We start from the raw sequence: 24294 nt of genomic DNA on the forward strand, positions 1-24294 counted from the left end.
CGGACCCGCTTCCTGGGTCCAGCATCTACCACTCCGATGCGTGAGCCTGCGCCAGATCGACATCACACGCGGAGAATTCTCGGACCACGTAGGGTGGCTGGCATGTCCTTGACCTACCCCATCGCGGAACAGACGCTGGACAACGGCTTACGCGTCGTCGTCAGCTCGGACCGCGCCGTACCGATCGTCGCCGTGAACCTCTGGTACGACGTCGGATCGCGCCACGAGCCGCCGGGACTGACCGGCTTTGCGCACCTGTTCGAGCACCTGATGTTCCAGGGATCGCGCAACGTCGCGTCCGGCCAGCACTTCAGCCTGCTGGAGACCGCCGGTGCGAGCCTGAACGCGAGCACCTTCTTCGACCGGACCAACTACTTCGAGTCGCTGCCCAGTGGCGGACTCGACCTGGCCCTGTGGCTCGAGGCGGACCGGATGGGCTACCTGCTCGACGCGGTCAACCAGGAGAACCTGGACAACCAGCGCGACGTGGTCAAGGAGGAGAAGCGGCAGAGCTACGACAACCGCCCGTACGGCGATTCCTACGAGCGGCTGGTCAAGCTCACCTTCCCCGACGACCACCCGTACGCGCATATGACGATCGGCTCGATGGCCGACCTCGACGCCGCCTCGGTGGAGGACGTGCACGCGTTCTTCCGCAAGTACTACGGCCCGAACAACGCGGTCCTGACGATCGTCGGTGACGTCTCCGAGGAGGACGCCTTCGACGCGGCCAAGCGGTACTTCGGCCACCTGCCGGCGATCCCCAAGCCACCGGCCGCTCCGGACGGCACGATCGGACCGCTGACCGAGGTACTACGCGACGACGTCGTCTCCGACGTACCGTCCGACCTGATCACGATGATGTTCCGGCTGCCGGTCGACGGGACGCCGGAGCTGGACGCGGCCGGTCTCGCGCTCGACATCCTCGCCGCCGGCCAGAGCGGCCGGCTGAACCGCCGCCTGGTCCGCGACGAGCAGATCGCGCAGTCGGTGTCCGGCGGTGCGCTTCCGTTGATCGGCGGCGTCTCGTTCGGCACGCTGACCGGGATCGCCTCCGACGGCGTCGACCTGCAGAAGGTCGAGGACGCGCTGCTCGAGGAGATCGAGAAGCTGGCCGAGGGCGGCATCACCGAGGACGAACTGGCCACCGTTCAGGCGCAGGCCGAGCGGGACTGGCTGGAGCAGTTGGCCACGTGCGCCGGGCGGGCCGACGAGATCTCCCACCACGCGCTGCTGTTCGGCGACCCGAACCGGATCAACACCCGGATCGACCAGGTCCGCGCAGTCACCGTCGAGCAGGTGCAGGCCGCGGCGGCCAAGTGGCTCCGCGCGTCCGGTCGCGCTCAGGTGACCTACCGCCGTACCGAGACGGCAGGAGAGCAGGCATGAACCAGGTTCTGACCACCCCACCGGCCGTCGGCGCTCCCCGCCCGTGGAAGTTCCCGGCGTCGACCACGACGACGACCGCCACCGGGACCCCGGTGCACGTCTTCGACCGCCCGGGCCAGTACGTCGCCACCGTCCGGGTGACGATCGCAATGCCGCTGATCGCCGAGCCGCGTGAGCTCGAGGGCGTCGCGACGATCATGTCCCGGACCCTCGACGAGGGCACCGAGCTGCGGTCGGCGAACGAGTTCGCGGCTGCCCTCGAGCGGCACGGAGCGGCGTACGGCGTGGATGTCAGCTCGGACGCGCTGCACGTGGAGATCTCGGTGCCGGTGTCACACCTGGCCCCGGCGGTGCAGCTGCTCGCCGAGGCGGTCACCCGGCCCGCGTTCAACCAGGCCGACGTCGGCCGGCACGTGACGATCCGGCTCGGCGAGATCAACCAGGAGCGGGCGAACGCCGGCTACCGCGCCCGCGAGGCGTTCGCGGCGAACCTGTTCGACCAGTCGACGCGGCGCTCCCGCCCGACCGCGGGTACGCCGGACACGGTCCGGCCGCTGACCAATGTGCAGGTGGCCGAGTTCTACCGGGACAACATCGGCCCGGGCCGGGCGCAGATCCTGTTCGCGGGTGACGCGACCGGCGTCGACGTGGCCGGGATCATCGACGAGGCGTTCGGCGGCTGGACCTCCGCGGCGGGGCCGGCGGTGGAGACGCCCGAGCCGCTCTTCATCCCGGGCGATCGCGTCGTACTGGTCGACCGGCCGGGTTCAGTGCAGAGCCAGCTCTTGATCGGCTGCGCCGGTCCGGACCGCCGCGATCCCGCCTGGGGCGCGGCCGCGGTCGCGAACCACGTGGTCGGTGGCACGATCACCTCTCGCGTCGACACCGTGCTGCGCGAGGAGAAGGGCTACACCTACGGCACGCGGACCAGCTTCGCCGCACCGCGGAAGGGCGGCACGTTCAGCCTCGGCGGCGCCGTCCGCACCGAGGTGACCGGCGCCGCGATCAGCGACGCGCTCCGGATCCTGCGGGAGGCGCGCGACGGGCTGACCGAGCAGGAGGTCCAGGAGGCTAAGGACAGCCTGATCCGGACGGCCCCGCTGCGGTACGAGCAGGCCGACTCGGTCGCCCAGCAGGTCGGCAGCAACATCGCGAACGGCGTACCGATCGGCTTCGCCGACACCTACCTGACCCAGATCGCCGCCACCACCGCCGACCAGGCCACCGAGGCCTACCGCCGGTACGTCGGAACCAACGGCCTACTGGTCGTCGTCGTAGGGGAAGCGAAGGACGTCCGGCCCCAGCTCACCGAGCTGGCGTTGGGCGACCTGATCGAACTGAGCTGACGGACCTGCCCTCCTCTGCTCAGTCACCGGGGCACTGAGCAGAGGAGCGGCATGTCGTTCACGGATCGTCCCACCGACGCGACGGACCGGACCCACACTTTCTGGGGGCCGACGTACCCGCTCCAGCCCGGATTCCCGAACCAGCCCGCGTACGGCATCCTGCGGGACCACTCGCAGGCCACCGTCTCACTCGTGCTCGGCGCGATCGCGCTGTGCACCGGCCTGCTGATCGTCTCGCCGGTGGCCTGGTGGCTCGGCAGCCAAGCCCTCGCCGAGATCGACGCGTCGCCCGGCGTCTACAACAACCGGGGCATGGCTCAGGCCGGGCAGATCTGCGGCCTCATCGGCACCGCACTGCTCGGCATCGGCCTGCTGATCGTCTTGGGGATGTTCGCGCTGTTCGCCTTCTCTGCGGCCTAGCTGCTGCTGTAGCCGCTCCGCCTACCTGCTGATGTAGTTCGACAGTTGCTCGCGCTCGAACTCGAGCTCGCCGATCCGGGACTTGACCACGTCGCCGATGCTGACCAGACCGGTCAGCGAACCGTCGACCACGACCGGAACGTGCCGGATCCGGCGGTCCGTCATCAGCCGCATCAGGTTGTCGATGTGGTCGTCCGGGCCGCAGGTGGCGACGTCGGCCGTCATGATCGAGCTGACCCGGACGTCTCCCGCGTCCGGGGTGGCGTTCCAGAGCCGGACGACGTCGCGCTCGGAGACGATACCGGCCACGGAGGACCCGTCCGGGCTCACGACCACGGCGCCGATGTTGTGGTCGGCCAGCAGGCTGAGCAGCTCGGTGATTGTGGCTTCTGGGGAGATGGTGACGACCTGGTTGCCCTTGCCGCGCAGTACGTCGTTGATCTTCACGGAGCCTCCTGCAGATCGAGGGACCAATACCCAAAGGTAGCGAAATCCGCCCCGAAGCGGCAGCCCTCACCGGTCACACCTTGTGATGAATCCCTGCATATCCACGTCACGCTCAGTAGCCAATCGCGAGGGCTTCCCCTCCATCGCCCCACCGCAACCCAGAACACCCCCGCCACCGCGCCACCAACGAACGACACTGCCGGACCCGGAGTAGTGACGAGGGCATCGACGCCTTGCGCCATCAGGTCACGAGCCGGCTGGTGAATCCCGCGTCGACGAGTCGGTTGTACGCAGCAAGGACATCGCCCGGGACGTCCTGCTCGACCGCGAAGCCGAGTGCCGGGTACTCGATGACTCGTTGGAGGTCGCCCACCAACATCTCGACGACCAGCGCCGCATCGCCGATGCTGCGCAGATACTCGGAGAACTCGATCGGCTCCGAAGCACAGACGACCTGAACTTCCGGCCAGAGCTTGCGACACGTGGCAAAGGCACGCCGCTCCATGTACGGCTTGGAGATCAGCAGAACCGACTCGACCTGCACGCCTTCACGTGCGAGCAGATCCCTGGTGTGGGTGATGTTCTGTCCCGTGTTGGCGGCCTGGACTTCGACCGAGATCGCAGCCGCGGGAACCCCGAGCCCGATCGCGTGCTCGCGGTAGTGAATCGCCTCGCCCCGGGGAAACCGCCCGGCCGTCGTCGCACTGTTCGCACCAGTGAACACGAGCCTGGGAAACAGTTCGCGCCGGTACAGCTGAGCTGCCAACGCCGCGACACCCAGATCATGACTACCAAGACCGATCCCCACTGACGCCGACCGCAGCTCGTGATGCATCTGGTGGTAATCCCAGATCAACCGCGCATCCTCGTCCTGCCCATCGGACAACCAACGCGCACGCTCCGCGCCGAGCTCGCCAACCATCGCTCAAGGCTAATCCAGCCACCGAACGCAACTCTCGTCCGGAGCGTCGCTCGAGCACTGTCGTCGAGTCGTGGATTCACGTCGTCCGACGGGCCAGTTCTCGACCGAAATCCACGACTCGGCGCAGGCCGCAGCTGGTCAGCCCTTGATCACTGCCGCGATCACTCAGCAGACACCGAGAGTTGACCGCACACGGCGCCAACCGCGCCGACCTGTCCACACCCGTCCGCGCACTGCGCCGAAGGCGGTCAGTAAGTCAGCCGCCGCGAAGCGGCGTCCTTTCACCGGGATCGCGGTTGTGGTCGCGTTGGGCTGGGACGTGCGTAGGGTGGGTGGGTGAGCTCAATCGTTCCGGGTCCCCAGAAGAAGCTCGAAGAGGAGATCACCGCGGCGCGCGCCGGCGCCAAGCCGCTCAACGCGGGTGACCTCAACCCGTCCGCGCCGAAGCAGGAACAGCTCGTCGGCCTCGACGACTGGCCGCCGACCGTGCGGACCGTGGTCGAGGCAGACCACGACCGCGTAGCCGCACTGGTGAGCAACCGGCGGAGGACCGCCGATCACTCAGTGCCCGAGGTCGTCCGCGGCCTGGACGAGTTGCTCGACCAGATCGCCGAACGGCTCCAGGCCGACAAACCACGCCTGCTGCGCAAGCCCACGGCGGCCGCCACCGAGGTCGAGCTGGACGATGTGGCAGAGCTCCTCGGCATCCCGCCCGACGAGCTCGCCGCGGCACCAGGCCGGGCCGAACGTCGTACGGCGCTGCGCACGATCAAACAGCTCCGCGGCGAGCTGAAGGAGCTCGAGACTTCACACGACCACTCCCGGCTCACCCGGCTGGTCACCTTCGTCGTCCGACTGGCCCTGGTCATCGACGGCGTCCCGGAAACAGCCGGCGCGTTGGCCCCGATCGCCCTGGACCGCTACGCCAACGCCGTGCCGGACGTCCAGTGGGACTGGACCTTCCAGCAAAAACTCGAGTTCTGGCAGGAGACCCACAAGACGCTGGCGGCGCGGTCCAGCAGCTGATCGACCGGCCGCCGCGCAGCGGTGTCTAACCCTTGATCGCGCCGCCCAGCGCGAACGCGCCGCCGAGCTTCCTGCTGAGGAGCAGGTAGAGCAGGAGGACCGGGGTGGTGTAGATGAGGGAGTACGCCGCCAGCTGCCCGTAGTTGGGTTCGCCGTACTGGCCGAAGAACGTGAAGATGCTGACGGAGGCGGGGAGGCGTTCCGGGGAGAGCAGGAGCATGAAGGGGACGAAGAAGTTGCCCCACATGCCGATGAAGGTGAAGATCAGCACCACCGCGATCCCCGGCCACATCAGTGGCAGGACGATGCTGCGCAGAGCCTGCATGCTGCCGGCGCCGTCCACCCAGGCGGCTTCCTCGAGGGAGATCGGTACGCCGTCCATGAACGTCTTGGTCAGCCAGATCGCGAACGGCAGCGAACTGGTCGCCATGAACATGATCGTGCCGCCGAGCGTGTCGATCAGGTTGAGCTGAACGAACAGGCCGTACACCGGCACCATGACCGCGGTGATCGGCAACCCGGTGCAGAACAGCACGGTCAGCAGGAACGGCCGGTTGAACTTCGACTTGAAGCGGGACAGCGGGTACGCCGCCAGCACCGCACAAATCATCGTGAGCAGTGCCGCCCCACCACACAGCACCACGCCGTTGAACACGGGCCGGTACGTCGTGTCAGTGTTCAGCACCGCCTTGAAGTTCCCCAGCGTCGGGCTGGTCGGGAACTCCACCCGTAGGCCGGCGGTCCGGTTGATCGAGGCGAACAGCACCCAGAGCAGCGGCAGCACGAACAGTACGCCGATCGCCAGCAGGACAAGGTTCGCGCTCAGCTTGCTGATCCGATCGCGGGCGATCATGCGGCCTCCGAGTTCAGTCCACGCAGGTAGATCAGCGAGAACACCGCGCCGATCAGCAGCATCACCAGGGCGATCGCCGTACCGTAGCCGATCTGGGAGAAGCTGAACGCCTGCTCGTACATGTACAGCGGCAGCGTCTGGCTCTTGGTGCCGGGGCCACCGCGGGTCATCGCGTAGATGAGACCGAACACGCTCAGCGTCTGCAGCGTGATCAGCATCAGGTTGGTCATGATCGCCCGGCTGATCATCGGCAGCGTGACGAAGATCAGCCGCCGCAGACCGGTCGCGCCGTCCATCTCGGCCGACTCCTCGATCTCCTTCGGTACTTCGCTCAAGGCTGCCGAGTACACCAGCATCGAGAACGCCGTACCGCGCCAGATGTTGGCCAGCGAGACCGCGATGATCGGTGCCGCGTACAACCAGTCCTGGTCGGGCAGGCCGACCGCGTGCAGCATCACGTTCAGCGTGCCCTCGTCGTTGAAGAACGCGCTGAGCAGGTACGCCGCCACCACCTCGGGCAGCACCCAGGCACCGATCACCGCCGTACCGACGAAGTTGCGGATCACCTTGGTGGACTTGCGCATCAGCAAGGCCAGGCCGAGCCCGAGGGTGTTCTGGCCGATGATCGCGGAGATCAGCGTGAACACCAGGGTCAGCCAGATCGCGTTGGTGAACGCGCCGCTGCCGAAGGCCTTCCGGAAGTTGTCCAGTCCGACGAAACTCACGTTCGCGGCGCCGGTGCCGGTGAGCGCCATGTTGGTGAACGCGGCGTACAGGCAGTAGATGATCGGGCCGGCCAGGAAGACCAGCATCAGCCCGATCGCCGGTGTCAGCGGCAACATCTTGGCCAGTTTGGCGCCTCGCGGCCGCCCGTTCCGTCCGGACTTCTTACCGGACGGAGCGGGCTTGGCCGAGGCCGGGGCGACTGTCGTCGTCACAGGGGCAGTTCCTTCGTCAGACCGGCGCTACTGGCCGCCGCTGTCGGTGGTCGTCTTGTCCTTGCTGACAATGCCTTCGACGGCCTCGTCGTAGTTCTTCGCGGCCTCGTCCGGCGACGACTGCCCGGTCATCACCGCCTCCATCGCGGTGATGATCTCGTTGGAGACCTTCGGGTACTCCGCGTAGGCCGGCCGGTACACGGTGACCGAGACCAGGTCGGTGAAGAACTGGGTGCTCTTCGCGGACGACTTGTACGCCGCGTCGGAGGCGACGTCCTTGCGGACCGCGATCTGCGCACCCTCGGTGGCGTACTTGGCCGCGTTCTTCTGGGTCTGCAGCGTCTTGATCAGGTTCCAGGCCGCATCCGGGTTCTTCGACTTGGCCGGGATGGCCCAGGTCCAGCCGCCGGAGAGGCTGACCTTGCCCTTGCCGCCGCCGTCCTGCGTCGGCATCGCGGTCTGGCCGAGCACCTCACTCCACTGCGGCCACGGCTTCGCACCGGTCTTCTGCCAGTTCCCGTAGATCCACGAACCGTCCAGCGCGATCCCCAGCTTGCCGCCGGGAAGCAGTTCGGTTCCGACCTTGCTGCCCATGTTCGGGTCGAGCGCCTGCTTCGGTGTGGGTGCGAGACCCTCGCTGTAGATGGTCTTGATGAAGTTCAGCGAGTCCTTGAAGCCCTGGCTGCCGACGACCCACTTCTGCTGGTCGTTGTTGTAGAGGGTGTCCTTGGTGCCGTAGAGCAGCATCTCGAAGCCCTGCATGGCCGAGGCCTCACCCATCGGCTTGCCGGAGTACACGTTCAGCGGGATCACGCCGGGAACCTTCTGCTTGATGGCCCGGGCGGCGGTGAGGACGTCGTCCCAAGTCTTCGGCTGCCAGTCGGCAGGCAGTCCGGCCTTGGCGAAGAGTTGCTTGTTGTACCAGAGCGCACGCGTGTCGGTGCCGTCCGGGACGCCGTACGTCTTGCCGTCCAGCGCCTTCGCGGCACCCTTGGCAGTGTCCTCGAACTGGCCCCACTGGTCCCAGCCCTTGATGTAGTCGTCGAGCGGCCGCAGGTAGCCGGCGGTGATGTCGGAGTTGATCAGGAAGGTGTCCTCGTAGACCACGTCCGGTGCGGTGTTCGGCGACCGCATCATCAGCTGCAGCTTGGTGTAGTAGTCGTTCTCGCTGGCCACGATGGGCAGGATCTCGACCTTCGATCCGGGGTTGGCCGCCTCGTACTCGGTCTTGACACCGGCGAGGAAGTTCTTCATCACCGTGCCCGGACCCCACTGCTGGTACGCGATCTTGATGTTCGCCGGACCGGCGCTCTGCGAGCCGCCCGCCTCCGGTTCCTTGGTCGTCGACCCCTGGCTGCAGGCCGAGACCGCCAGCAGCAGCGCACTCACGGCGGCGGCTGCTTTGAAACGTTTCCTTGTCACCATCACGTCCACCTTCGGGCAATCGTTGTCATCCCGGTACCACGACCCAAACCCGCTGGGCTTTCTCGCGACCGTAGGAGGCCGAGGTGGCCGAAGTCAATGCTTGACAGACAACGTTGTCCCGGTCTGTGGGCGCTGACGCGGTGACCGGCACGTAACGATCCGGTCACCTCATTGTCATACCTTCAGACAGTAACGGGCTTCGCCTCGTGGCGGGGATGTACGACGCGCTGGGACCGCAGAGCGCCGAGGCCACACAGCGTGAGACCGGCGACGAGCCAGCAGCTCAGTACGACGAGAGGCCCGGCCGCTCCGGCGCCGTCGAAGAAGCTCACCGAACGGAGCGCCGTACCCGCGGCTCCCGGCGGAAGCAGTTGCCCCAGCGCACCCCAGCCGCTCGGCAGCATCTCGGGCGCACTCGTCAGACCGGATAGCGGATTGCCGAGCAGCATCATCATGGCCGCGCCGAGCGCGAGTCCCGCGCGACCGAGCAGCCATTCCAGACCCAGCAGCGTGAGACTGACCGCCGCGATCGACAGCGCGATGACCCCCGAGTTGGAAAGGTAGCTGCCCTCGAACGATCCGAGCCAGAACTGCAGTACGGCGGCCAACGCGAGACCGCCGGTGATCGCGAAGGTCACCGCACCGACCATCCGCTTCGCCCCGCTCCTCACGAGCTGAGTCAGCAACGCGGCCGCGATGATCCCGCCGAGCACCAGCGGCAGCGCACCCGCGGCGAGCCCCGCACCACGCGGGTCGTCAGCCGGCAGCGGTACGACGTCCGTCACCTTCGCCGGCGTCTCGGGCGACAGCCGCGTCGCCAACTGCGTGATGATCTGCGCGACCGCGGGACCACCGGCCGACGCGGTCAGCACCTCCGGCTGCTGCGGGTCGAGCACGATGGCGCCGTACACCTCCCGGTCCTCGATCTTCTGCACCGCGGCAGCCCGATCCGGTACGGCGGAGAGCTCGAATCCACCGGGCATCGCTTGCTCGAGCCCCTTCTCGACCTGGGCGACAGCCGGCGCGGGCCCCACCACGGCGAGCGGGACGTCGCGCGGTTCGGAGCGCGCAGCCGGCCACGCGAACGCGATCAGCAGCACGGTGAGCAGTGCGGTCAGCAGCGTGATGACGACGACCAGCGGGGGCCGCTGACGGTTGTCTGCGGCGTGTTCCGGGGCATGTTCGGGCGCCTGGTCGGGGTGGTGCCCGGTCAGCTGAGCGGACATGGGGGACTCCTTGTTCCGTGAAACCGAATGACCGTTCTTTATTGATTCGAGCGTGACTCCTCTGGCGGCGACTTGTCAAGAACGGACATTCGTTTTATGTTCCGGATATGCCGAAGGTCACCGAGGAACACCGCCTGGCCCGCCGTCAGCAGATCGTGGCGGCGGCCCGCCTCTGCGTGGTCGAGCAGGGTTTCCACAAGACGACGATGGCCGACGTGATCCGTGAGTCCGGGATGTCCGCGGGTGCGGTGTACGGGTACTTCAAGAGCAAGGAGGAGATCGTCGCGGCCATCGCCGAGGAAGCACTCAGCACGGTCGACGAGCTCTTCGAGAAGATCCTCGCGACCGAGGAGCCGCTGACCCCGCTCGCCGCCCTGGAGGCCGCGCTCAACCACATCGTCGCGGTCGCCGAGCGCCCCGGCGGCGATGTGACCCGGGTAGCGATCCAGGCCTGGGCGGAGGCGCTGCGCAATCCGGCCATCAAGGCGACCGCACAGGGCAAGTACATCCAGGTCCGCGCCCACTTCGAGGCCGTGGCGCGTCGTGCCCAGGCCGACGGCACTGTGGACGCCTCGGTCGACCCCCACTACATCGCCCAGGTGCTCTTCGGCTTCCTCCCCGGCTTCATCCTCCAACGCCTCCTCATCGGCGACGTCTCCCCCGACACCTATACGGCCGGACTGCGCGCACTGCTCCAGCCCTAGGTGGACCTACACCCACCATCGGCGGCGGTCCAGCACCATGGGGACCGCGGCTCGCGCTCCGTAGCGTCAATGGCGTCCACCTGAAGACGCAAGGAGCCCAACGCATGAGGCGCAAGCGGGAAGTTGTGAGCAGGAGCGATCACTCGGTCGTCCTGCAAGACGTACGGCGGGTCTACGGCCGCGGCGGCAACGCGGTGACCGCGCTCGACGGCATCTCCATCAGCTTCGCCCGCGGCACCTTCACCGCAGTGATGGGCCCGTCCGGTTCCGGGAAGAGCACCTTCCTGCACTGTGCCGCCGGCCTCGACCGGCCGACCTCGGGCACCGTCCACATCGACGGCCAAGCCCTTGCCAGCCTCAACGAACGCAAGCTCACCGAGCTCCGCCGCGAGCGCATCGGCTTCGTGTTCCAGTCGTTCAACCTGCTGCCCGCGCTGACTGTCTGGCAGAACGTCTGCCTGCCGCAAGAACTCGACGGCCGCCGCGCCAATCGCAACGCGGTCCGCGAGGTGCTCGACCGCGTCGGCCTCGGCGATCGCTCCAAGAACCGTCCGGGCGAACTCTCCGGCGGTCAGCAGCAGCGCGTCGCGATCGCCCGTGCTCTGGTCGCGCGACCCGCCGTGATCTTCGCCGACGAACCGACCGGTGCACTCGACACCCAGACCGCCGCCGACGTCCTCGAGTTGCTCCGCGAGCCGGTTCGCACCCAAGGCCAGACGGTCGTCATGGTCACCCACGACCCGGTCGCCGCTTCGTACGCCGACCAGGTCGTCTTCCTGGCCGACGGCGTACTGGCCGGCAGCCTGACCGCGCCGACCGCCGAGCAGGTCGCCGACCGCATGACCCACCTGGGCGCCCGTTCCAGGCTCTCGATGGCGGTTGCTCGATGATGCGCCTGGCTGTCCGCACTCTGCGGTTCCGCAAGGGCGGCTTCGTCGCCACGTTCATCGCGGTCGTCTTCGGTACGGCGATCGTGATGGCCTGCGGCGGTCTGATGGAAACCGGCATCCGTTCCAACGTCGCACCGGAACGCCTCGCCGCGGCCCCGATCGTTGTCTCCGGCAAACAGTCTCACCTTCGGCCTGGCGCCGAGGACGCGACCCCACTGCCCGAACGCGTCGGCGTCCCGGCTTCAGTTGTGGACAAGATTCGTTCTGTGGACGGCGTTTCGGAAGCCATCGGCGACTACACGTTTGCAGCCTTCGGGGCGGGTGCGACCGAGGGCCACAATTGGTCGAGTGCGGCGTTGGCGCCGTACCGGCTGACGTCGGGCCGTGCTCCTCGGGCCGGTCAGGTCGTCGTACCCGGGTCTGATGCGAAGGTCGGCGATCGCGTCACCTTCCTGATCAAGGGCGAGCCCGCGACCTTCACTGTCAGTGGTCTGGCCTCCGGTCCGGCGGGTCACAGCTTCTTCTCCGACCGCGACGCCGCCCGCTGTGTCGACAATCCGACCAGCTTCGCGGGCGTCGGCGTACTGGTTGCCCCCGGCACCGATGTCGAGGCGATCAAGGACCGGATCGAGGCACTCGACACCGGGATCACTGTCAGCACGGGGATCGACCGGGGCTTGGCCGAGCACGTCGGCGGGGAGTCACAGCGGGTCGCTCTGATCTCGATCGCGGGCTCGTTCGGTGGTATCGCGACGATGACGATGATGTTCGTGGTCGCCTCCACGCTGGCGCTGTCCGCCCAGCACCGCGAGCGCGAGTTCGCCCTGCTACGCGGCATCGGTACGACGCCAGGCCAGGTACGGCGGATGATCCTCGGCGAGTCCCTGCTCGTCTCGATCCCGGCCGTGCTGCTGGGCGCCGTACCCGGTGTCTTCCTCGGCCGCTTCCTCTTCGAGCAACTCGGCTCGCACGGTGTCGCCTCGCCGTTCGTCGAGTTCTCCCAGGGCTGGCTCCCGTTCGTCGCCGGCGCGGGAGCCGCCGTACTCGCGTCCATCGGCGCCGCCCTGATCGCGGCCCGCAAGTCGGCCAAGATCCGTCCGGTCGAGGCGCTGATGGAGGCGTCGCTGCAGCGGAAGTGGTTCAGCTGGGTCCGTCTGCTCTTCGGACTGCTGTTCCTTGGCGGCGGTCTGGCCCTGCTGATCGTCACCGCGACAGTGATGACCGGGCCGCTCGCCGGTGCGACTGCCGGGCCGTCGATCCTGTGCTGGGCGATCGGTGTCGCGTTGCTCGGCCCGTTCTGGACCAAGGTGGTTCTACTGCTGTGGCGTTGGCCGGTGCAGTTGCTGACCCGGGTCAACGGACGGCTCGCGATCCTCAACGTCACGGCCCGATCAGTGGCGATGTCGGCCGCGGTCATGCCGGTGATGCTTGCCGTCGGCATCTCGACCGCCAACCTGTACATGCAGACCACGCAGGTCCACGCCGCCTCCGAAGCCTTCACCCGGGATCTGCGCGCGGACGCCGTACTAGTCTCCGAAGCAGGTCTGTCGCCTGCGTTGCTGAACGAGGTGCGGGAGGCACCGGGTGTGGCGAGTGCTTCGGCCTTCGTCCGCAGTACGGCGGTCATCGACGAACCGCGCAACGCTCCCTTCGACGAGGACGGCGCTCCCGTGCTGGGCGTCGACGCCCAGGGTCACGACGGTACGGCGCCTGTCCGCTTGACCGCCGGATCGCTGTCGGGCCTGGTCGGATCGACCGTGGCGCTGCCCGAATACGTGGCATCCAAGATGGATCGCGGTATCGGGTCAGAGATCACCATGACGTTGGGCGACGGCGCATCGGTGAGGTTGCGGGTGGTCGCATTGTTCGCGGCCGAGCGCGGCTACGAATCGATCGTCCTGCCTGCTTCACTGGTCGCCGCTCACACCACGGACGGTCTGACCAAGCAGATCCTGGTCCGCTCCGAGCCTGGGAGCGACGTACGCCCGGCACTCGCTGCAGTCGCTGCCAAGCACCCCGGCGTACAGGTCGCGGACCGGGACACCCTGGTCGCCTCGAATGCGGAAGATCTGCAGACGCAGGCGTGGATCAACTACATGCTCGTCGGGATGCTGATCGCGTACACCGCGGTCTCGGTCATCAACACGCTGGTCTCGACCACCCTGCGCCGGCGGCGCGAGTTCGCCCTCCAACGCCTCACCGGCTCCACCCGCGCCCAGGTCCTTCGCATGCTGACCACCGAAAGCACCCTGATCTGGCTAGCCGGCATCACCCTCGGCACCCTGGTAGCCCTGGCCTGCCTACTCCCCTACTCCGCCACCGTCTCGACGTCTTCTCTCCCCACCGGCCCGCTGTGGATCTACTTGGCGATCATCGGTGCCGCAGGCGCCCTCACCTTCACCTCAACCCTCCTCCCCGCCACCACCACCCTGCGCCACTCCCCCACCCAACCCACCCACGCCGACTAACGACCTGAGCGGGTGTCCTCCACCAAGGACACCCGCGCGGGCAACACACCAACCGGTGTGAGCTGACCTACTTCGCCGGAGTCGGCTCAGCTACCGGCTGCAGCGCGATGGTCGTGGCCTGGACGATGCCTGCGTTGTTGCGCAGCCAGCCGGACAGCACCACCTGCAGATCCTCGAGATCCCGCTCCTCCAGGATCACCCCAGGCACCGGCACACTCGCCCCCAGCTCCGCCAGCACCGGCCGCAGGTGCTGATCCGCCAGCAACTTGTGGCTGGGCGCCGCGGACACTGTGACCGGCACCACCACCGCACCCGCCAACGCCTGCGGCCGCAAGACATCCAGGAAGCTCTTCAGCAACCCGGTATAACTCCCCTTGTACACCGGCGTCGCGATCACGATCACGGACGCCGACGACACCAGATCGATCGCGTTCTCCAGCGCCGCCCGCTCCTCCTGCCCTGCGTTCTCCCCCTGGAAGATCGCCGACGCGAACGTCACCAAGTCGACCAGTTCATCGATCCGGTACGGCGTACCGAGCTCAGACGCCAGCAGTTCGGCGACGGATGCGGCGGCCACCGCCGTCCGCGAACCAGCCCTGGGGTTGCCGACCACGGTGACGACAGACTGCGGCCACACCGGCGGATCCGGTACGACCTGCGCTTCGAACGCGACTGAGGGCATCTGACCCATCTCCTGAGCTTGGCAGTGATGGATCGAGAGTAGCCAAAGTCGAGCTTGCTACTTGACTTTCTCAGATTCTGAACGCCCGGCTCGAACCTTGACAACCACGAACCACACCACGGCCGCCACCGCACCCGCGAGCACGACCCATTGGAAGACGCCCACCGACGACTCCACCACATGCCACCGCTCACCGAGCTGGTACCCGGCGATGATCAGCAGCGAGTTCCAGATCAGGCTGCCCATTGCGGTCAGCGTCATGAACAGCGGCACCGACATCCGCTCCACCCCTGCCGGCACCGAGATCAGACTTCGCACCACCGGCACCAAACGGCCGATAAGCACCGCCTTCGGACCGTGCCGGGTGAACCAGCCCTCCGCCTTGTCGACATCCTCGATCTTGACCAGCGGCAGCTTCCCGGCCAGCGCTCTGGTCCGATCCCGGCCCAGCCCCGCACCAACGCCGTACAGGGCGAGCGCACCGACGATCGATCCGAAGGTCGTGAACACGATCGCGCTGATCAGCCCGAGATCACCGCGGCTGGCGGCGAAGCCGGCCAGCGGCAGGATCACCTCGCTGGGCAACGGCGGAAACAGGTTCTCCAGCGCCACCGCGAGCCCGGCACCGGGCGCACCGAGCCTCTCCATCAGGCCGATCGCCCATCCGGCCACTCCTCCGGTCGGTTCGTGCGTCGCCTGCAGCGCGGTCATCATCACCTGATTCGTCGTGAACATGTCGACGACGCTAGGCCCGCGAAGCGTGTCCGCACATTGAGGTCAACCGCCGTCTTTCGGGGGGATTTTCCACAGTACATAACTGTGGAAAACCACAGTTTCTTCTGGTCCTGTGCCCACTACTCTTGCGGGCATGCAGCCACGACACAGCCTCCTGCGAAGGAGCATCGCGACCCTGGCGGGTCTGATGTCCGGCGCGCTGACGGCCGTCGTCGAGCTGCTCTTCGTCCTTGTGTCGGCGGTCACACTGGTGCCGGTCATCGCAACACCGCGCGCCCGCCGTGCGCTGGAGGCGTTCATCCATCGTTGCGCACGGCAACTTGCGGCGATGGAACAGCGCCGCCTCGCCACGTTCCACAACATCCGGGATCTCGGTCCGTACTCCGATCGTTCGGCCTACGACTACATCCTCAGACGCTGGGCGATCGGCGGACTGGGAGGCCTCGTGGTGCTGTTACTTCTGTACGGGCTCGTCGTCGCGGGGACGATGGTGAGCGCCTGGGCCCTTGACGGGACCTGGGGCTTCATCGAGAGCGCCGGCCGAGTCAGCACGGCGACGCTGCTGGTGGCCGCTGTTCCCGGTGCCCTGTTGCTGTACCTGAACGTGATGGGCCTCATCGGCATAGTCGATCTCGACACCCGGCTCGCCCGTCGACACCTGATGCCGTCCGTCGAGGAGACCCTCACCCGCCGGATCTCGGAGCTGACCGTGAGCCGGGCAGAGGTGGTCGAGGTGGTGAACGACGAGCGCCGCCGGATCGAGCGTGATCTGCACGACGGCGTCCAACAACGCCTGGTCGCCCTCGGCCTGCTCCTCAGCCGCGCCCGCCGTACACGCGACCCGGCGCACGCTGCGGAGCTGGTCCGTCAAGCGCACAAGGAATCCGAGCAGGCCCTTGCGGATCTGCGCGACGTCGCCTGGCGCGTCTACCCCACCGTCCTCGACCAACTCGGCCTCCGCGATGTCATCGGAGTCCTCGCCGAACGCTCCAGCATCCCCGTCCGGCTGCACTACGACTTGCCCAACCGACCACCCGAGGGGATCGAGACCGTCGCCTACTTCGTCATCTCCGAAGCTCTCACCAACGCCGCTAAGCACTCCGACGCCACTCAGGTCGACGTGACGCTGTCCCGATCACACCTCTGCATCTCGGACGAGAAACGAGGGCACAACTCGCACGTGCTGATCACCGTGGCCGACAACGGCCGCGGCGGCGCCGACCCGCACGGCCGCGGCCTCACCGGCCTGGCCGGACGAGTCGCAGCCGGCGACGGTCACCTCACCATCACCAGCCCACCCGGCGGTCCCACTACGATCCAAGCGGAGTTCCCATGCGAGTGATCCTGGCGGAGGACTCGACACTCCTGCGGGAGGGACTCATGCGCCTCCTGCTGGAGGAAGGCCACGAGATCCCAGCCGCCGTCGGCGACGGAGATGCGCTGGTCGCCGCGGTGCGCGCAGCCGCCGACGCCGGCTCCCTGCCAGACGTCGTCTGCGTCGACGTCCGGATGCCACCGACCCACACCGACGAAGGACTCCGCGCCGCGCTCGCCATCCGCAAGAGCTGGCCGTCCGTCGGCGTCCTCGTCCTCTCGCAGTACGTCGAGAAGTCCTACGCCAGTGAGCTGATCACGTCCGGCCAAGACCGGATCGGGTACCTGCTGAAGGACCGGGTCATGCGCGTCGAGGAGTTCCTGGAGGCCCTCGAGCGAGTCGGCTCCGGCGGTGTCGCCCTAGACCCGGAGGTAGTCCGTCAACTCCTGTCCCGCACCACCCACTCCGACCCACTGCAGAAGCTCACCGCCCGCGAACGCGAAGTCCTCGCGGTCATGGCCGAAGGCCACAACAACATCGGCATCGCCGAGCGCCTGTTCATTTCCTCCAGCGCCGTCGAGAAACACGCCAACGCCATCTTCGACAAACTAGGCCTGACCCACACCCCCGGCTACAACCGCCGAGTCCAAGCCGTAGTCACCTACCTCACCAACTAGTCCCCCACTCCACCCCACGCGCACCCGAACGCCACCCGCTCCGCCACAGCGCAGGTACGTCGACGCCGTACCAAGCGGAACGCCACCGCGTGCGCCAGTGCGTATGCCCCCTGCACCCGGAACGCCACTCCGTCCGCCACCGTGCATCGGAACGGCACCCGTCGCCGGAACGCCACCGCGTGCGCCACGTGCACGTATGCAGGCCCGCCAGCGGCGGCCAGCAGGCCGGTAGGAGTCGGAACACCACCCGAACTCCAAGCGTCCCGGCGGTCGGGCTCCTCCGATAAGAGCCGTTGCCAGAGACGAGGCGGAATAGCGCCGGCTCCGAGAACGCCTACTCCCAACGCACCGTGCTCTCTCAACACACCGTGCTCTCTCGGCGTACCGCGCTCTCCCGGCGTACCGTGCTCTCTCAGCTGGTGTGGAGGATCCGAAAGCGATCGGGTTTCGCCGGATCTCGATCAACGACTTGGATTGGCGTCGAAGCCCATTGCCAAACGCTGATGCCTGGCGTGCGGGAGAACTGGATCTGCCCGCGGGTGCCTTCGACTGCAACGCGCGGCCAGGATTCGGCAATCCGCGCCCGGTCCGCGCCGTCAGAACGCAGCACATCGGCGAGGACGGCGACCGTGTCGTAGCCCTCGAAGGCGACGAAGGACGGCGCTTCGGCCAGCCGCTCGCGGAGGACCGTCTCGACTCGTGCACCGAGTGGGCTGAGGCGCTCGGGCAGGTAGCGCAAGAACGGGATCGCGACGCTGTCGTCGCCCAGCAACGTCGCCCATTCGGCGAACTCCGGTTGCCCGGCCGGAGCACCAATCATGATCTCGGTGAGGCGCTGGTCGCCGCGGACAGACTTGACGATCGATACCGCCGGCTCCGGGTTGCCGACGAGAAGAAGGAGGGCTGTCGCGCGATTGTCGATGAGTTCGTCGCACACGGCCGTAGGGGCGAGCGCGCGCATGTCGAGTTCGATGACGGTGCCGCCGCGTGAAGCGAGGTAGTCCCGCAGAATGCGGACTCCAGATGCCCAGTAGACACTCGGCTCGGTTGCTACGGCGATTCGAGTGTGGCCCGCGCTGAGGAGGAAGTCCGCGTAGAGCTGCCAGCCGCGGGACTGCGGCGGGGCGAGGCGCGCGACCCATTCCGTCGGCTGTTCGGTGAGCGCGTCGAGAACCGCTGACGAGCAGAGGAACGGCAGGCCGAGGGCGTCGGCCCTTGCGGCAGCGGCGCGAGCGACGACGCTGTGATACTCCCCCGCCAAGGCAGCCACGCCCAGACGAGCCAATTCGTCGACGGCTGCCGCGGCCCTCTGTGGATCAGCCGCGGTGTCTCGGACCACCAACTCGAGCGGTCTTCCGACGATCCCGCCGGCGTCGTTGACGTCGCGAACAGCCAACTCGAGTCCAGCGAGCAGATGTTGGCCTGCCTCGACCCAGCCAGGCCGAGTCAGCGGAACGAGAGCGCCGATCTGGACGGCTGATGTGTCAGTCCGCTCGGCTCGAGGTGGCGGCTGTGGCGTACTCATGCGTTGGCGTCTCCCGAGTGCCGATTCGGTTGCAGTACCCGGATCGCAGGCCGAACGTCAGTGGCGCCGAGAGTAGCCGAGCCGAGAACGGCCAGCCTCGGCGCCGTCCCGTGGCCGTCAGCCCGCCCGGCGCTGATCAATAGCAGGACCAGTCGGAGATCGCCGGCGATGTGCCCAGCAGAACTGGCACCTCGGCTGGCAGATAGTCGGAGGCTAGAGCCATCGCTGTGAGTCTCGTGTGACCTTCAAGAACCACAATCGGATGACCGTCACCGGCACGCACGCAGATGATCGGCTCCCAGGCGGCTCCTTCCCGCATGGAATCGGCAACAGCGAGGAAGTGCCCGGTGGGCATGTGGCCAAAGACGAGGCCTCCGCCGCGGATGAACCGGGCGGCGTCGCTTGGTCGCCGGGTTCCGTTGGTCAGTGCGGTCCAGTAGCTGTAGTCGATGTACAGCACCTCCAGCAACTCGGATGGCGACATCAGGACCTGCTGCCAGCTGAGTTCGTCAGGGAAGCCGGTGAACAGTTCGCGATTCTGGCGGTAGCCCCGGAACTCGCCCAGCACCCGACCTCGCTGCTCGTTCTCCTCGGGGTCGGACAGGTTCGCGTTGGTGAGAAGCGTCTTCGGCTGCCCGTGGCTTGCCAGGATCCGCGCGATGGTCGGTCCAAACCGCTCCGAGCTCAGTTCGCCGACGAGAAAGCTCGCGACCATCTCGGCCTCTGAACCCGTCCCGATGATTCGCATGCGTCCTATCCTGCCGACCTCCCGAATCCCGCATGGTTCCGACAACACTCACTCCCAACGCACGTACGTCGGAACGCCACACGTGCGGGGGCACGTCATCGGATGCGTGGGGCGGGCGCGTGTCTCGACGTGGGGAGGCGTGGGCTCAGGCGGCCCGGGGGCCCAGGAACAGGCCGCCGCTGGCGTCGATGGTTTGGCCGGTGATCCAGCGGGCGTTGTCGGAGGCAAGGAACGCGACCACGTCGGCGACATCCTCAGCACGTCCGAGCCGATCGAGCGCCGTCAGGGCAGTGATGGCGTCGGTCAGTCCTGGAGTATCGAACAGCGCCACGTTCGCCTCGGTCGCGGTTGCGCCGGGGGCGACCGCGTTGACGGTGATGCCAAGGGCACCCAGCGATTGCGCCAGCGTGAGCGTCATCGTTTCGAGGGCACCCTTCGTCATGGCGTACGACGTCTGGATCGAGTTCGCCATGCGGGTGGCGACGGAAGTGATCGAGATGATCCGGCCGCCGTCGCGCACCATCGGAAGGGCCCGCTGGATGAGGAAGTACGGCGCTCGCACGTTCACCGCGATCAGACGATCGAACTGGTCCATGGTGTCGGTCTCGATCGGTCCTGCCGGAGGTGCGGCCGCATTGTTGACCAGGATGTCCAGTGGTCGCCCATCAAGACCGGACTCGAGTTGCGCGAACAGTTCATCGATGTCGCCTGGCACCCCAAGCTCCGCCCCGATCAAGAACCCACGCCCGATTCGATCCAGCGTCTCGGCGGCGCCTTCCTTGTCGCGGTTGTAGTGCACCGCCACCTCGGCCCCGTCCGCCGCCAACCGCTCCGCGATCGCACGCCCGATGCCTTTCGACGCACCCGTCACCAACGCGACCTTGCCGCTCAGCTCCGCTCTCATCGCCCCTCCTAGAGTGTTAGAAACTAACAAGTTGTTAGAATCTAACACATGAGTATCCGGGAGCGCCGCCGAGCCGAGACGCGGAACACGATCCAGCGGCAGGCGATCCGGCTGTTCGTCGACCGCGGGTACGACGCGACCACGGTGAACGACGTCGCCGTCGCCGTCGGCATCTCGGCGATGACGGTCTACCGGCATTTCGCCACGAAGGAAGATCTGGTCCTGTACGACGAGTTCGACCAACTGGCCGCCACGACCATCACCGAACTCCCGGCAGACGAGCCACTCGTCGTACGCATCGCCCGAACCCTCGCGGCAACCTACGACCAGGCGATGGCCGACCGAGAGTTCCACCTCGCCCGGCTGCGCCTGATGATCTCGACGCCGGCCCTCCGTGCTCGTCATCTCGACAGCCAGTACGCCACCCAGGAGGCCCTCGTCACCGCGCTCTGCGCCGGATCCGAAGACTCCGCGCTGGAGTTCCAGGCTCGCGCCGCGGCGAGCGCATGCCTCGGGGTGCTCCACATCGCCGTACTCCGCTGGGCCGCCGAGGACGGCCGACCCGATCTGCGCAGACTCTTCGGTGAAGCCTTCACGGCAACGTTCGGCCACACGTTCTGAGCCCGGTTTCGAGGCCGCAGACGTATATTCCTCATATGGCAAGTACGTTTGAGGTGCTGGCGGAGGGGCGGCGGCGGGAGATCCTGGACCTGCTGCGCGCCGGCGAGCGCCCGGTCGGTGAGTTGGTCGAAGAACTCTCACTCAGCCAGCCCGCGGTCTCGAAACATTTGAAGGTACTGCGGGACGCCGGCCTCGTGGAGGTCCGCCAGGACGCCCAGCGCCGCTGGTACCGCCTCCGCCCAGCCCCACTGGCCGAGATCGACGCCTGGCTCGAGCCCTACCGCGACCTCTGGCGCACCCGCCTGGACGCCCTGGAGGCCCACCTCGACACGATGGACTAGACCCAGCAGCCCCAACCGAGGCGGGGCGAGGGGCTGCGCTGCCTACGGGGTGGTGGGTGGGATGAGCGAGGGGTTGTGCTGTGTGGGGGGTGGTGGGTGGGGTGAGCGACGGCCCGGATGGGGGTCCGGGCCGTGCTGCGTGGTTGGGCTGTTCGTGGGCCCGGGAGCGGGTTGCCCGGTCGGCCCGGTAGTTGGGCGGGGGTGTGCTAGCCGTCGGCTCAGGTGAGTTCGGGAACTCGGAGGTGGGCGATGGCTAGTTCGAACTCGCAGACGTCGAGGACTTCGGCGCCGGCTTCCTTGGCGGTGGCGGAGCGCATCGAGGCAGCGGCGTCGCGGTTGCTGTCCATCGCCTCCTGGCTGTCGTACGTGACGGACGAGACTGCACGACCGGAAGCGCGGTCGACCAGCAGGCTGGCGCTGCAGAAGCCGGCCAGGTCCTCGAGCCTCGGCAGTGACGCCAGTTTGTAGACGTCGATCGACCGGTCCAGGTTCGCCGGGTCGACCTTCACCCAGGTGGCTCGGACGCAGGCGCCCGCGGACGAGCGGTGATCACGGTGCAGTACGGCGATCTCCCACTCTTCCACCGTGGGAGTGCCGCCGCCCATCATGTCGGCGATCCGGTCGCGGATCGGGCGGAGCGCTTCGTCGGTGGCCCGCATCGCCTCCTCCGACTGCCAGGCGCTGGTGGCGATGCAGCGTCCTGATTCCCGGTCGGCCAGCATGGACAGCCCGATACAGCCATCCATGTCCAGGATCATGGGCATCACCTCGTCACGCAGCTGCGCGATGCCGGCGTCGATGGAACCCGGCTTGGCGTTGATCGTGGTGGAACGCGCGTACACGATCCACCCCCTTTACCCCTCAGGGCAGCGCCCCGGTGGCGCCACCGGACGCACCCCACATTGCTCCGCAAGCACAGCCCTGGCAATGCCCCGCGCAACCACACCCGAGCACCATGTCTCGCCGATCACAACCGCTCACGTTCGGTACGTCGACCAGCGCCCAGCGGCCCTTGCCACGAACAGCGGGTCACGTGTGAGCAACCGCTCGCGCAGTTCGGGCGTAGGACCGGAACATCTCCACGGACAAGGTGATGGCGACGAGGCCGGCGACTCCGTGGTACCACTGCCAGCCCACACCGATGCCGACGAACCCGTCCAGCATCATGATCCCGCCACCGCCGATGACGGACAGCGTCATCACAGCCAGCACGACCAGCATCACCGGCCTGGGTACGCCGCGCCCCAGCACGGTGACGCTGGCGACAGCGATGAACGCACCCAACACTCCGGACGCACAAGCGAGCCACTGCGCCGGAGCCGGATCGAGGAAGTAGTCCGCAGTCTCCGCGGCCGACACCGGCGGGCCGCCCGGGAACCCGAGCCGCGCCTGGAGCGCGAAGGCGGCCTTCCCCGCGGCGTAGCCGAGCAACAGCAGCGCCATCGCGTACGCCGGCCAGCGTCGTGGGCGACCAGGATCAGCCATGGCCCGACCATAGAACTCACCGCCCGGACGTCACTCCCCAGCGCGGGTGAGCCGCCTCCCCCGCACGAGGGTGGACGACCGGTGATTGACTGGCGCGATGACAGCTGAGCTCGGACAGGCCCGTGCCGCCCGCTGGTGGGTCCGGGGACGACGGATCGGGTCGATCGAGCGGGCCGGGGCGTTTGTCGACGACGTCGGGTTCGCTTTGTTGTTTCCGGCACCGCGGGCCGTCGTACCGTCACTGTGGGAGGCGGTGGCGGGCGAGGACGAGGAGCCGTTCGGGTCCGGCATGGGGACCAACGAGCAGCGCGTCTGGACGTGGAAGGACGAACTGCCGCGCCGCAGTCTTGCCTGGTACGGCGCCTATCTGGGCGGCCGAGGCACGTTCCTCGCACCGGAACTGCTCAACGCGCTCTACCCAGCCGCGGGTGACCCCAGCGACCACCAGTCGCTTGACCTGTCGCCGGCCGCGCACGAGATCGCCAAGGCGATCGCCGCCGAACCATTGCCGAGCGCAACCCTCCGGGCACTGATCGGCGATCGCAGCCGCTACCAGCGCGCGATCACCGAGCTCCAACGCAACCTGCTGGTCACCACGGCCGGCGTCCACGAGTCCGGATCCGGCTGGCCCGCCGCGCTGATCGCACTGACCTGCGAGCAGTTCGATGTCGGTGGCCGGACGGACCACGCACTGGCGACCGAGCGATACCTGGACACCATGCTGGAGACCACGCCAGGCGAACTCGGCCGCGCCTTCCGGTGGCCGGTGGCGCAGGCACGAGCCCGCCTGGACGAGCTGGTCGAGGACGGCCGGGCGGCGTTCGACGGCGCCCGGTACCAAAACCCGGCCCGCTAGCGGATCTCGGCGAGGTCGAAGAGGTTGCCTTCGGGGTCGGCGAAGGTGATCCAGTGGGTGCCGTACTCGTCGTACTCGTCGAGGCGCTTGGCACCGAGGCCGACGAGCCGGTCGATCTCGGCGGCCCAGTCGGCCGTGGCGAGGTCCAGGTGGATCCGGTTCTTGCCGTTGCGGCCCTCGGGGACCTTGATGAACATCAGCCCCGTACCGCGGTCGTCGACCCGGCCCACGGTGGCGACGAACTCGTTGCCGTAGTCATCGACCTTTCGCTCGAGAACGGCGGCCCAGAAGTCGGCGAGAGCGCGCGGGTTGTCGCTGTCGAAGGTGACTTGAGCGATGGAGATGGACATG

General features: G+C 67.6%; 26 protein-coding genes. 12 read left to right on the plus strand and 14 right to left on the minus strand.

Annotated features, from left to right (window positions below):
* Positions 1 to 102: 102 nt before the first annotated feature.
* The 3 genes from EV652_RS05660 to EV652_RS05670 are packed head-to-tail and all read left to right on the plus strand — an operon-like array spanning position 103 to position 3155.
* Positions 103 to 1389, plus strand: a complete 1287-nt coding sequence (locus EV652_RS05660) for a M16 family metallopeptidase (protein ID WP_132207923.1) — start codon at positions 103 to 105, stop codon at positions 1387 to 1389.
* Positions 1386 to 2735, plus strand: a complete 1350-nt coding sequence (locus EV652_RS05665) for a M16 family metallopeptidase (protein ID WP_132207924.1) — start codon at positions 1386 to 1388, stop codon at positions 2733 to 2735. Before EV652_RS05660 ends, EV652_RS05665 begins: the two co-directional genes overlap by 4 nt.
* A gap of 51 nt (positions 2736 to 2786) precedes the next feature.
* The gene (locus EV652_RS05670) at positions 2787 to 3155 is read left to right on the plus strand and encodes a DUF4190 domain-containing protein (RefSeq protein ID WP_132207925.1); all 369 of its coding nucleotides are present in this window, start codon (positions 2787 to 2789) and stop codon (positions 3153 to 3155) included.
* Positions 3156 to 3176: 21 nt separating this feature from the next.
* Here EV652_RS05670 and EV652_RS05675 read toward each other — a convergent pair whose 3' ends face one another.
* Together EV652_RS05675 and EV652_RS05680 are read right to left on the minus strand one after the other, a co-directional pair.
* Positions 3177 to 3602 (minus strand): CBS domain-containing protein, encoded by a 426-nt coding sequence (locus EV652_RS05675; protein WP_132207926.1) that lies wholly within the window; start codon positions 3600 to 3602, stop codon positions 3177 to 3179.
* A gap of 241 nt (positions 3603 to 3843) precedes the next feature.
* On the minus strand, positions 3844 to 4524 hold the full coding sequence (locus tag EV652_RS05680) for a YdcF family protein (RefSeq protein WP_132207927.1): 681 nt from the start codon (positions 4522 to 4524) through the stop codon (positions 3844 to 3846).
* Between the two features lie 336 nt (positions 4525 to 4860).
* On the opposite strand from EV652_RS05680, the gene EV652_RS05685 reads away from it, so the two are divergent.
* Positions 4861 to 5550 (plus strand): hypothetical protein, encoded by a 690-nt coding sequence (locus tag EV652_RS05685; protein WP_132207928.1) that lies wholly within the window; start codon positions 4861 to 4863, stop codon positions 5548 to 5550.
* Positions 5551 to 5575: 25 nt separating this feature from the next.
* Here the strand turns inward: EV652_RS05685 and EV652_RS05690 are convergent, their stop codons facing one another.
* The 4 genes from EV652_RS05690 to EV652_RS05705 form a co-directional block, all read right to left on the minus strand.
* A complete protein-coding gene (locus tag EV652_RS05690; RefSeq protein WP_132207929.1) occupies positions 5576 to 6403 on the minus strand; it encodes a carbohydrate ABC transporter permease in 828 nt (275 codons plus the stop codon).
* Positions 6400 to 7341 carry a carbohydrate ABC transporter permease gene (locus tag EV652_RS05695; protein WP_132207930.1) on the minus strand — a complete coding sequence of 314 codons (942 nt, stop codon included), beginning with the start codon at positions 7339 to 7341 and terminating at the stop codon, positions 6400 to 6402. The genes EV652_RS05690 and EV652_RS05695 overlap by 4 nt, the downstream gene beginning before the upstream one ends.
* Before the next feature lie 27 nt (positions 7342 to 7368).
* The gene (locus tag EV652_RS05700) at positions 7369 to 8766 is read right to left on the minus strand and encodes an extracellular solute-binding protein (protein WP_132207931.1); all 1398 of its coding nucleotides are present in this window, start codon (positions 8764 to 8766) and stop codon (positions 7369 to 7371) included.
* A gap of 182 nt (positions 8767 to 8948) precedes the next feature.
* Positions 8949 to 9992, minus strand: a complete 1044-nt coding sequence (locus EV652_RS05705; protein ID WP_132207932.1) for an ABC transporter permease — start codon at positions 9990 to 9992, stop codon at positions 8949 to 8951.
* Positions 9993 to 10099: 107 nt separating this feature from the next.
* Between EV652_RS05705 and EV652_RS05710 the strand changes: the two genes are divergently transcribed.
* From EV652_RS05710 to EV652_RS05720, 3 genes are all read left to right on the plus strand, one after another.
* A complete protein-coding gene (locus EV652_RS05710) occupies positions 10100 to 10696 on the plus strand; it encodes a TetR/AcrR family transcriptional regulator (RefSeq protein WP_132207933.1) in 597 nt (198 codons plus the stop codon).
* Between the two features lie 104 nt (positions 10697 to 10800).
* Positions 10801 to 11586, plus strand: a complete 786-nt coding sequence (locus EV652_RS05715) for an ABC transporter ATP-binding protein (protein ID WP_132207934.1) — start codon at positions 10801 to 10803, stop codon at positions 11584 to 11586.
* Complete coding sequence (locus EV652_RS05720; protein ID WP_132207935.1) at positions 11583 to 14054, plus strand: FtsX-like permease family protein; 2472 nt, start codon at positions 11583 to 11585, stop codon at positions 14052 to 14054. The genes EV652_RS05715 and EV652_RS05720 overlap by 4 nt, the downstream gene beginning before the upstream one ends.
* A 67-nt stretch (positions 14055 to 14121) precedes the next feature.
* Here the strand turns inward: EV652_RS05720 and EV652_RS05725 are convergent, their stop codons facing one another.
* Both EV652_RS05725 and EV652_RS05730 read right to left on the minus strand, forming a co-directional pair.
* Positions 14122 to 14736 carry an NADPH-dependent FMN reductase gene (locus tag EV652_RS05725; protein WP_132207936.1) on the minus strand — a complete coding sequence of 205 codons (615 nt, stop codon included), beginning with the start codon at positions 14734 to 14736 and terminating at the stop codon, positions 14122 to 14124.
* Between the two features lie 57 nt (positions 14737 to 14793).
* Positions 14794 to 15471, minus strand: a complete 678-nt coding sequence (locus EV652_RS05730) for a DedA family protein (protein WP_132207937.1) — start codon at positions 15469 to 15471, stop codon at positions 14794 to 14796.
* 133 nt (positions 15472 to 15604) lie between these two features.
* On the opposite strand from EV652_RS05730, the gene EV652_RS05735 reads away from it, so the two are divergent.
* Together EV652_RS05735 and EV652_RS05740 are read left to right on the plus strand one after the other, a co-directional pair.
* Complete coding sequence (locus tag EV652_RS05735) at positions 15605 to 16813, plus strand: sensor histidine kinase (protein WP_132207938.1); 1209 nt, start codon at positions 15605 to 15607, stop codon at positions 16811 to 16813.
* Positions 16804 to 17463, plus strand: a complete 660-nt coding sequence (locus EV652_RS05740) for a response regulator transcription factor (RefSeq protein WP_132207939.1) — start codon at positions 16804 to 16806, stop codon at positions 17461 to 17463. The genes EV652_RS05735 and EV652_RS05740 overlap by 10 nt, the downstream gene beginning before the upstream one ends.
* A gap of 412 nt (positions 17464 to 17875) precedes the next feature.
* Here EV652_RS05740 and EV652_RS05745 read toward each other — a convergent pair whose 3' ends face one another.
* The 3 genes from EV652_RS05745 to EV652_RS05755 all read right to left on the minus strand — a co-directional run bounded on the left by EV652_RS05745 (position 17876) and on the right by EV652_RS05755 (position 20640).
* Entirely contained in the window at positions 17876 to 18988 is a 1113-nt protein-coding gene (locus EV652_RS05745; RefSeq protein WP_132207940.1) for an ABC transporter substrate-binding protein, read from the minus strand.
* A gap of 136 nt (positions 18989 to 19124) precedes the next feature.
* Positions 19125 to 19736: a hypothetical protein gene (locus tag EV652_RS05750; protein ID WP_132207941.1), complete on the minus strand. Its 612-nt coding sequence runs from the start codon at positions 19734 to 19736 to the stop codon at positions 19125 to 19127.
* A 145-nt stretch (positions 19737 to 19881) separates the two neighbouring features.
* Positions 19882 to 20640 (minus strand): SDR family oxidoreductase, encoded by a 759-nt coding sequence (locus EV652_RS05755; RefSeq protein WP_132207942.1) that lies wholly within the window; start codon positions 20638 to 20640, stop codon positions 19882 to 19884.
* 48 nt (positions 20641 to 20688) lie between these two features.
* On the opposite strand from EV652_RS05755, the gene EV652_RS05760 reads away from it, so the two are divergent.
* Both EV652_RS05760 and EV652_RS05765 read left to right on the plus strand, forming a co-directional pair.
* The gene (locus EV652_RS05760; RefSeq protein ID WP_132207943.1) at positions 20689 to 21261 is read left to right on the plus strand and encodes a TetR/AcrR family transcriptional regulator; all 573 of its coding nucleotides are present in this window, start codon (positions 20689 to 20691) and stop codon (positions 21259 to 21261) included.
* 35 nt (positions 21262 to 21296) lie between these two features.
* Positions 21297 to 21602 (plus strand): ArsR/SmtB family transcription factor, encoded by a 306-nt coding sequence (locus EV652_RS05765; RefSeq protein WP_132207944.1) that lies wholly within the window; start codon positions 21297 to 21299, stop codon positions 21600 to 21602.
* Between the two features lie 218 nt (positions 21603 to 21820).
* Here EV652_RS05765 and EV652_RS05770 read toward each other — a convergent pair whose 3' ends face one another.
* Both EV652_RS05770 and EV652_RS05775 read right to left on the minus strand, forming a co-directional pair.
* Positions 21821 to 22444, minus strand: a complete 624-nt coding sequence (locus EV652_RS05770) for an antibiotic biosynthesis monooxygenase family protein (RefSeq protein ID WP_132207945.1) — start codon at positions 22442 to 22444, stop codon at positions 21821 to 21823.
* 187 nt (positions 22445 to 22631) lie between these two features.
* On the minus strand, positions 22632 to 23087 hold the full coding sequence (locus EV652_RS05775; RefSeq protein WP_132207946.1) for a hypothetical protein: 456 nt from the start codon (positions 23085 to 23087) through the stop codon (positions 22632 to 22634).
* 97 nt (positions 23088 to 23184) lie between these two features.
* Here EV652_RS05775 and EV652_RS05780 point away from each other — a divergent pair, with 97 nt between their 5' ends.
* Positions 23185 to 23943: an AlkZ-related protein gene (locus EV652_RS05780; protein ID WP_132207947.1), complete on the plus strand. Its 759-nt coding sequence runs from the start codon at positions 23185 to 23187 to the stop codon at positions 23941 to 23943.
* On the opposite strand, the gene EV652_RS05785 is transcribed toward EV652_RS05780, so the two are convergent.
* The gene (locus tag EV652_RS05785) at positions 23940 to 24293 is read right to left on the minus strand and encodes a VOC family protein (RefSeq protein ID WP_132207948.1); all 354 of its coding nucleotides are present in this window, start codon (positions 24291 to 24293) and stop codon (positions 23940 to 23942) included. The two genes, EV652_RS05780 and EV652_RS05785, sit on opposite strands and share 4 nt — an antisense overlap.
* Position 24294: the final 1 nt, after the last annotated feature.

The sequence above is a fragment of the Kribbella steppae genome, assembly GCF_004342025.1.
Classification (GTDB): domain Bacteria; phylum Actinomycetota; class Actinomycetes; order Propionibacteriales; family Kribbellaceae; genus Kribbella; species Kribbella steppae.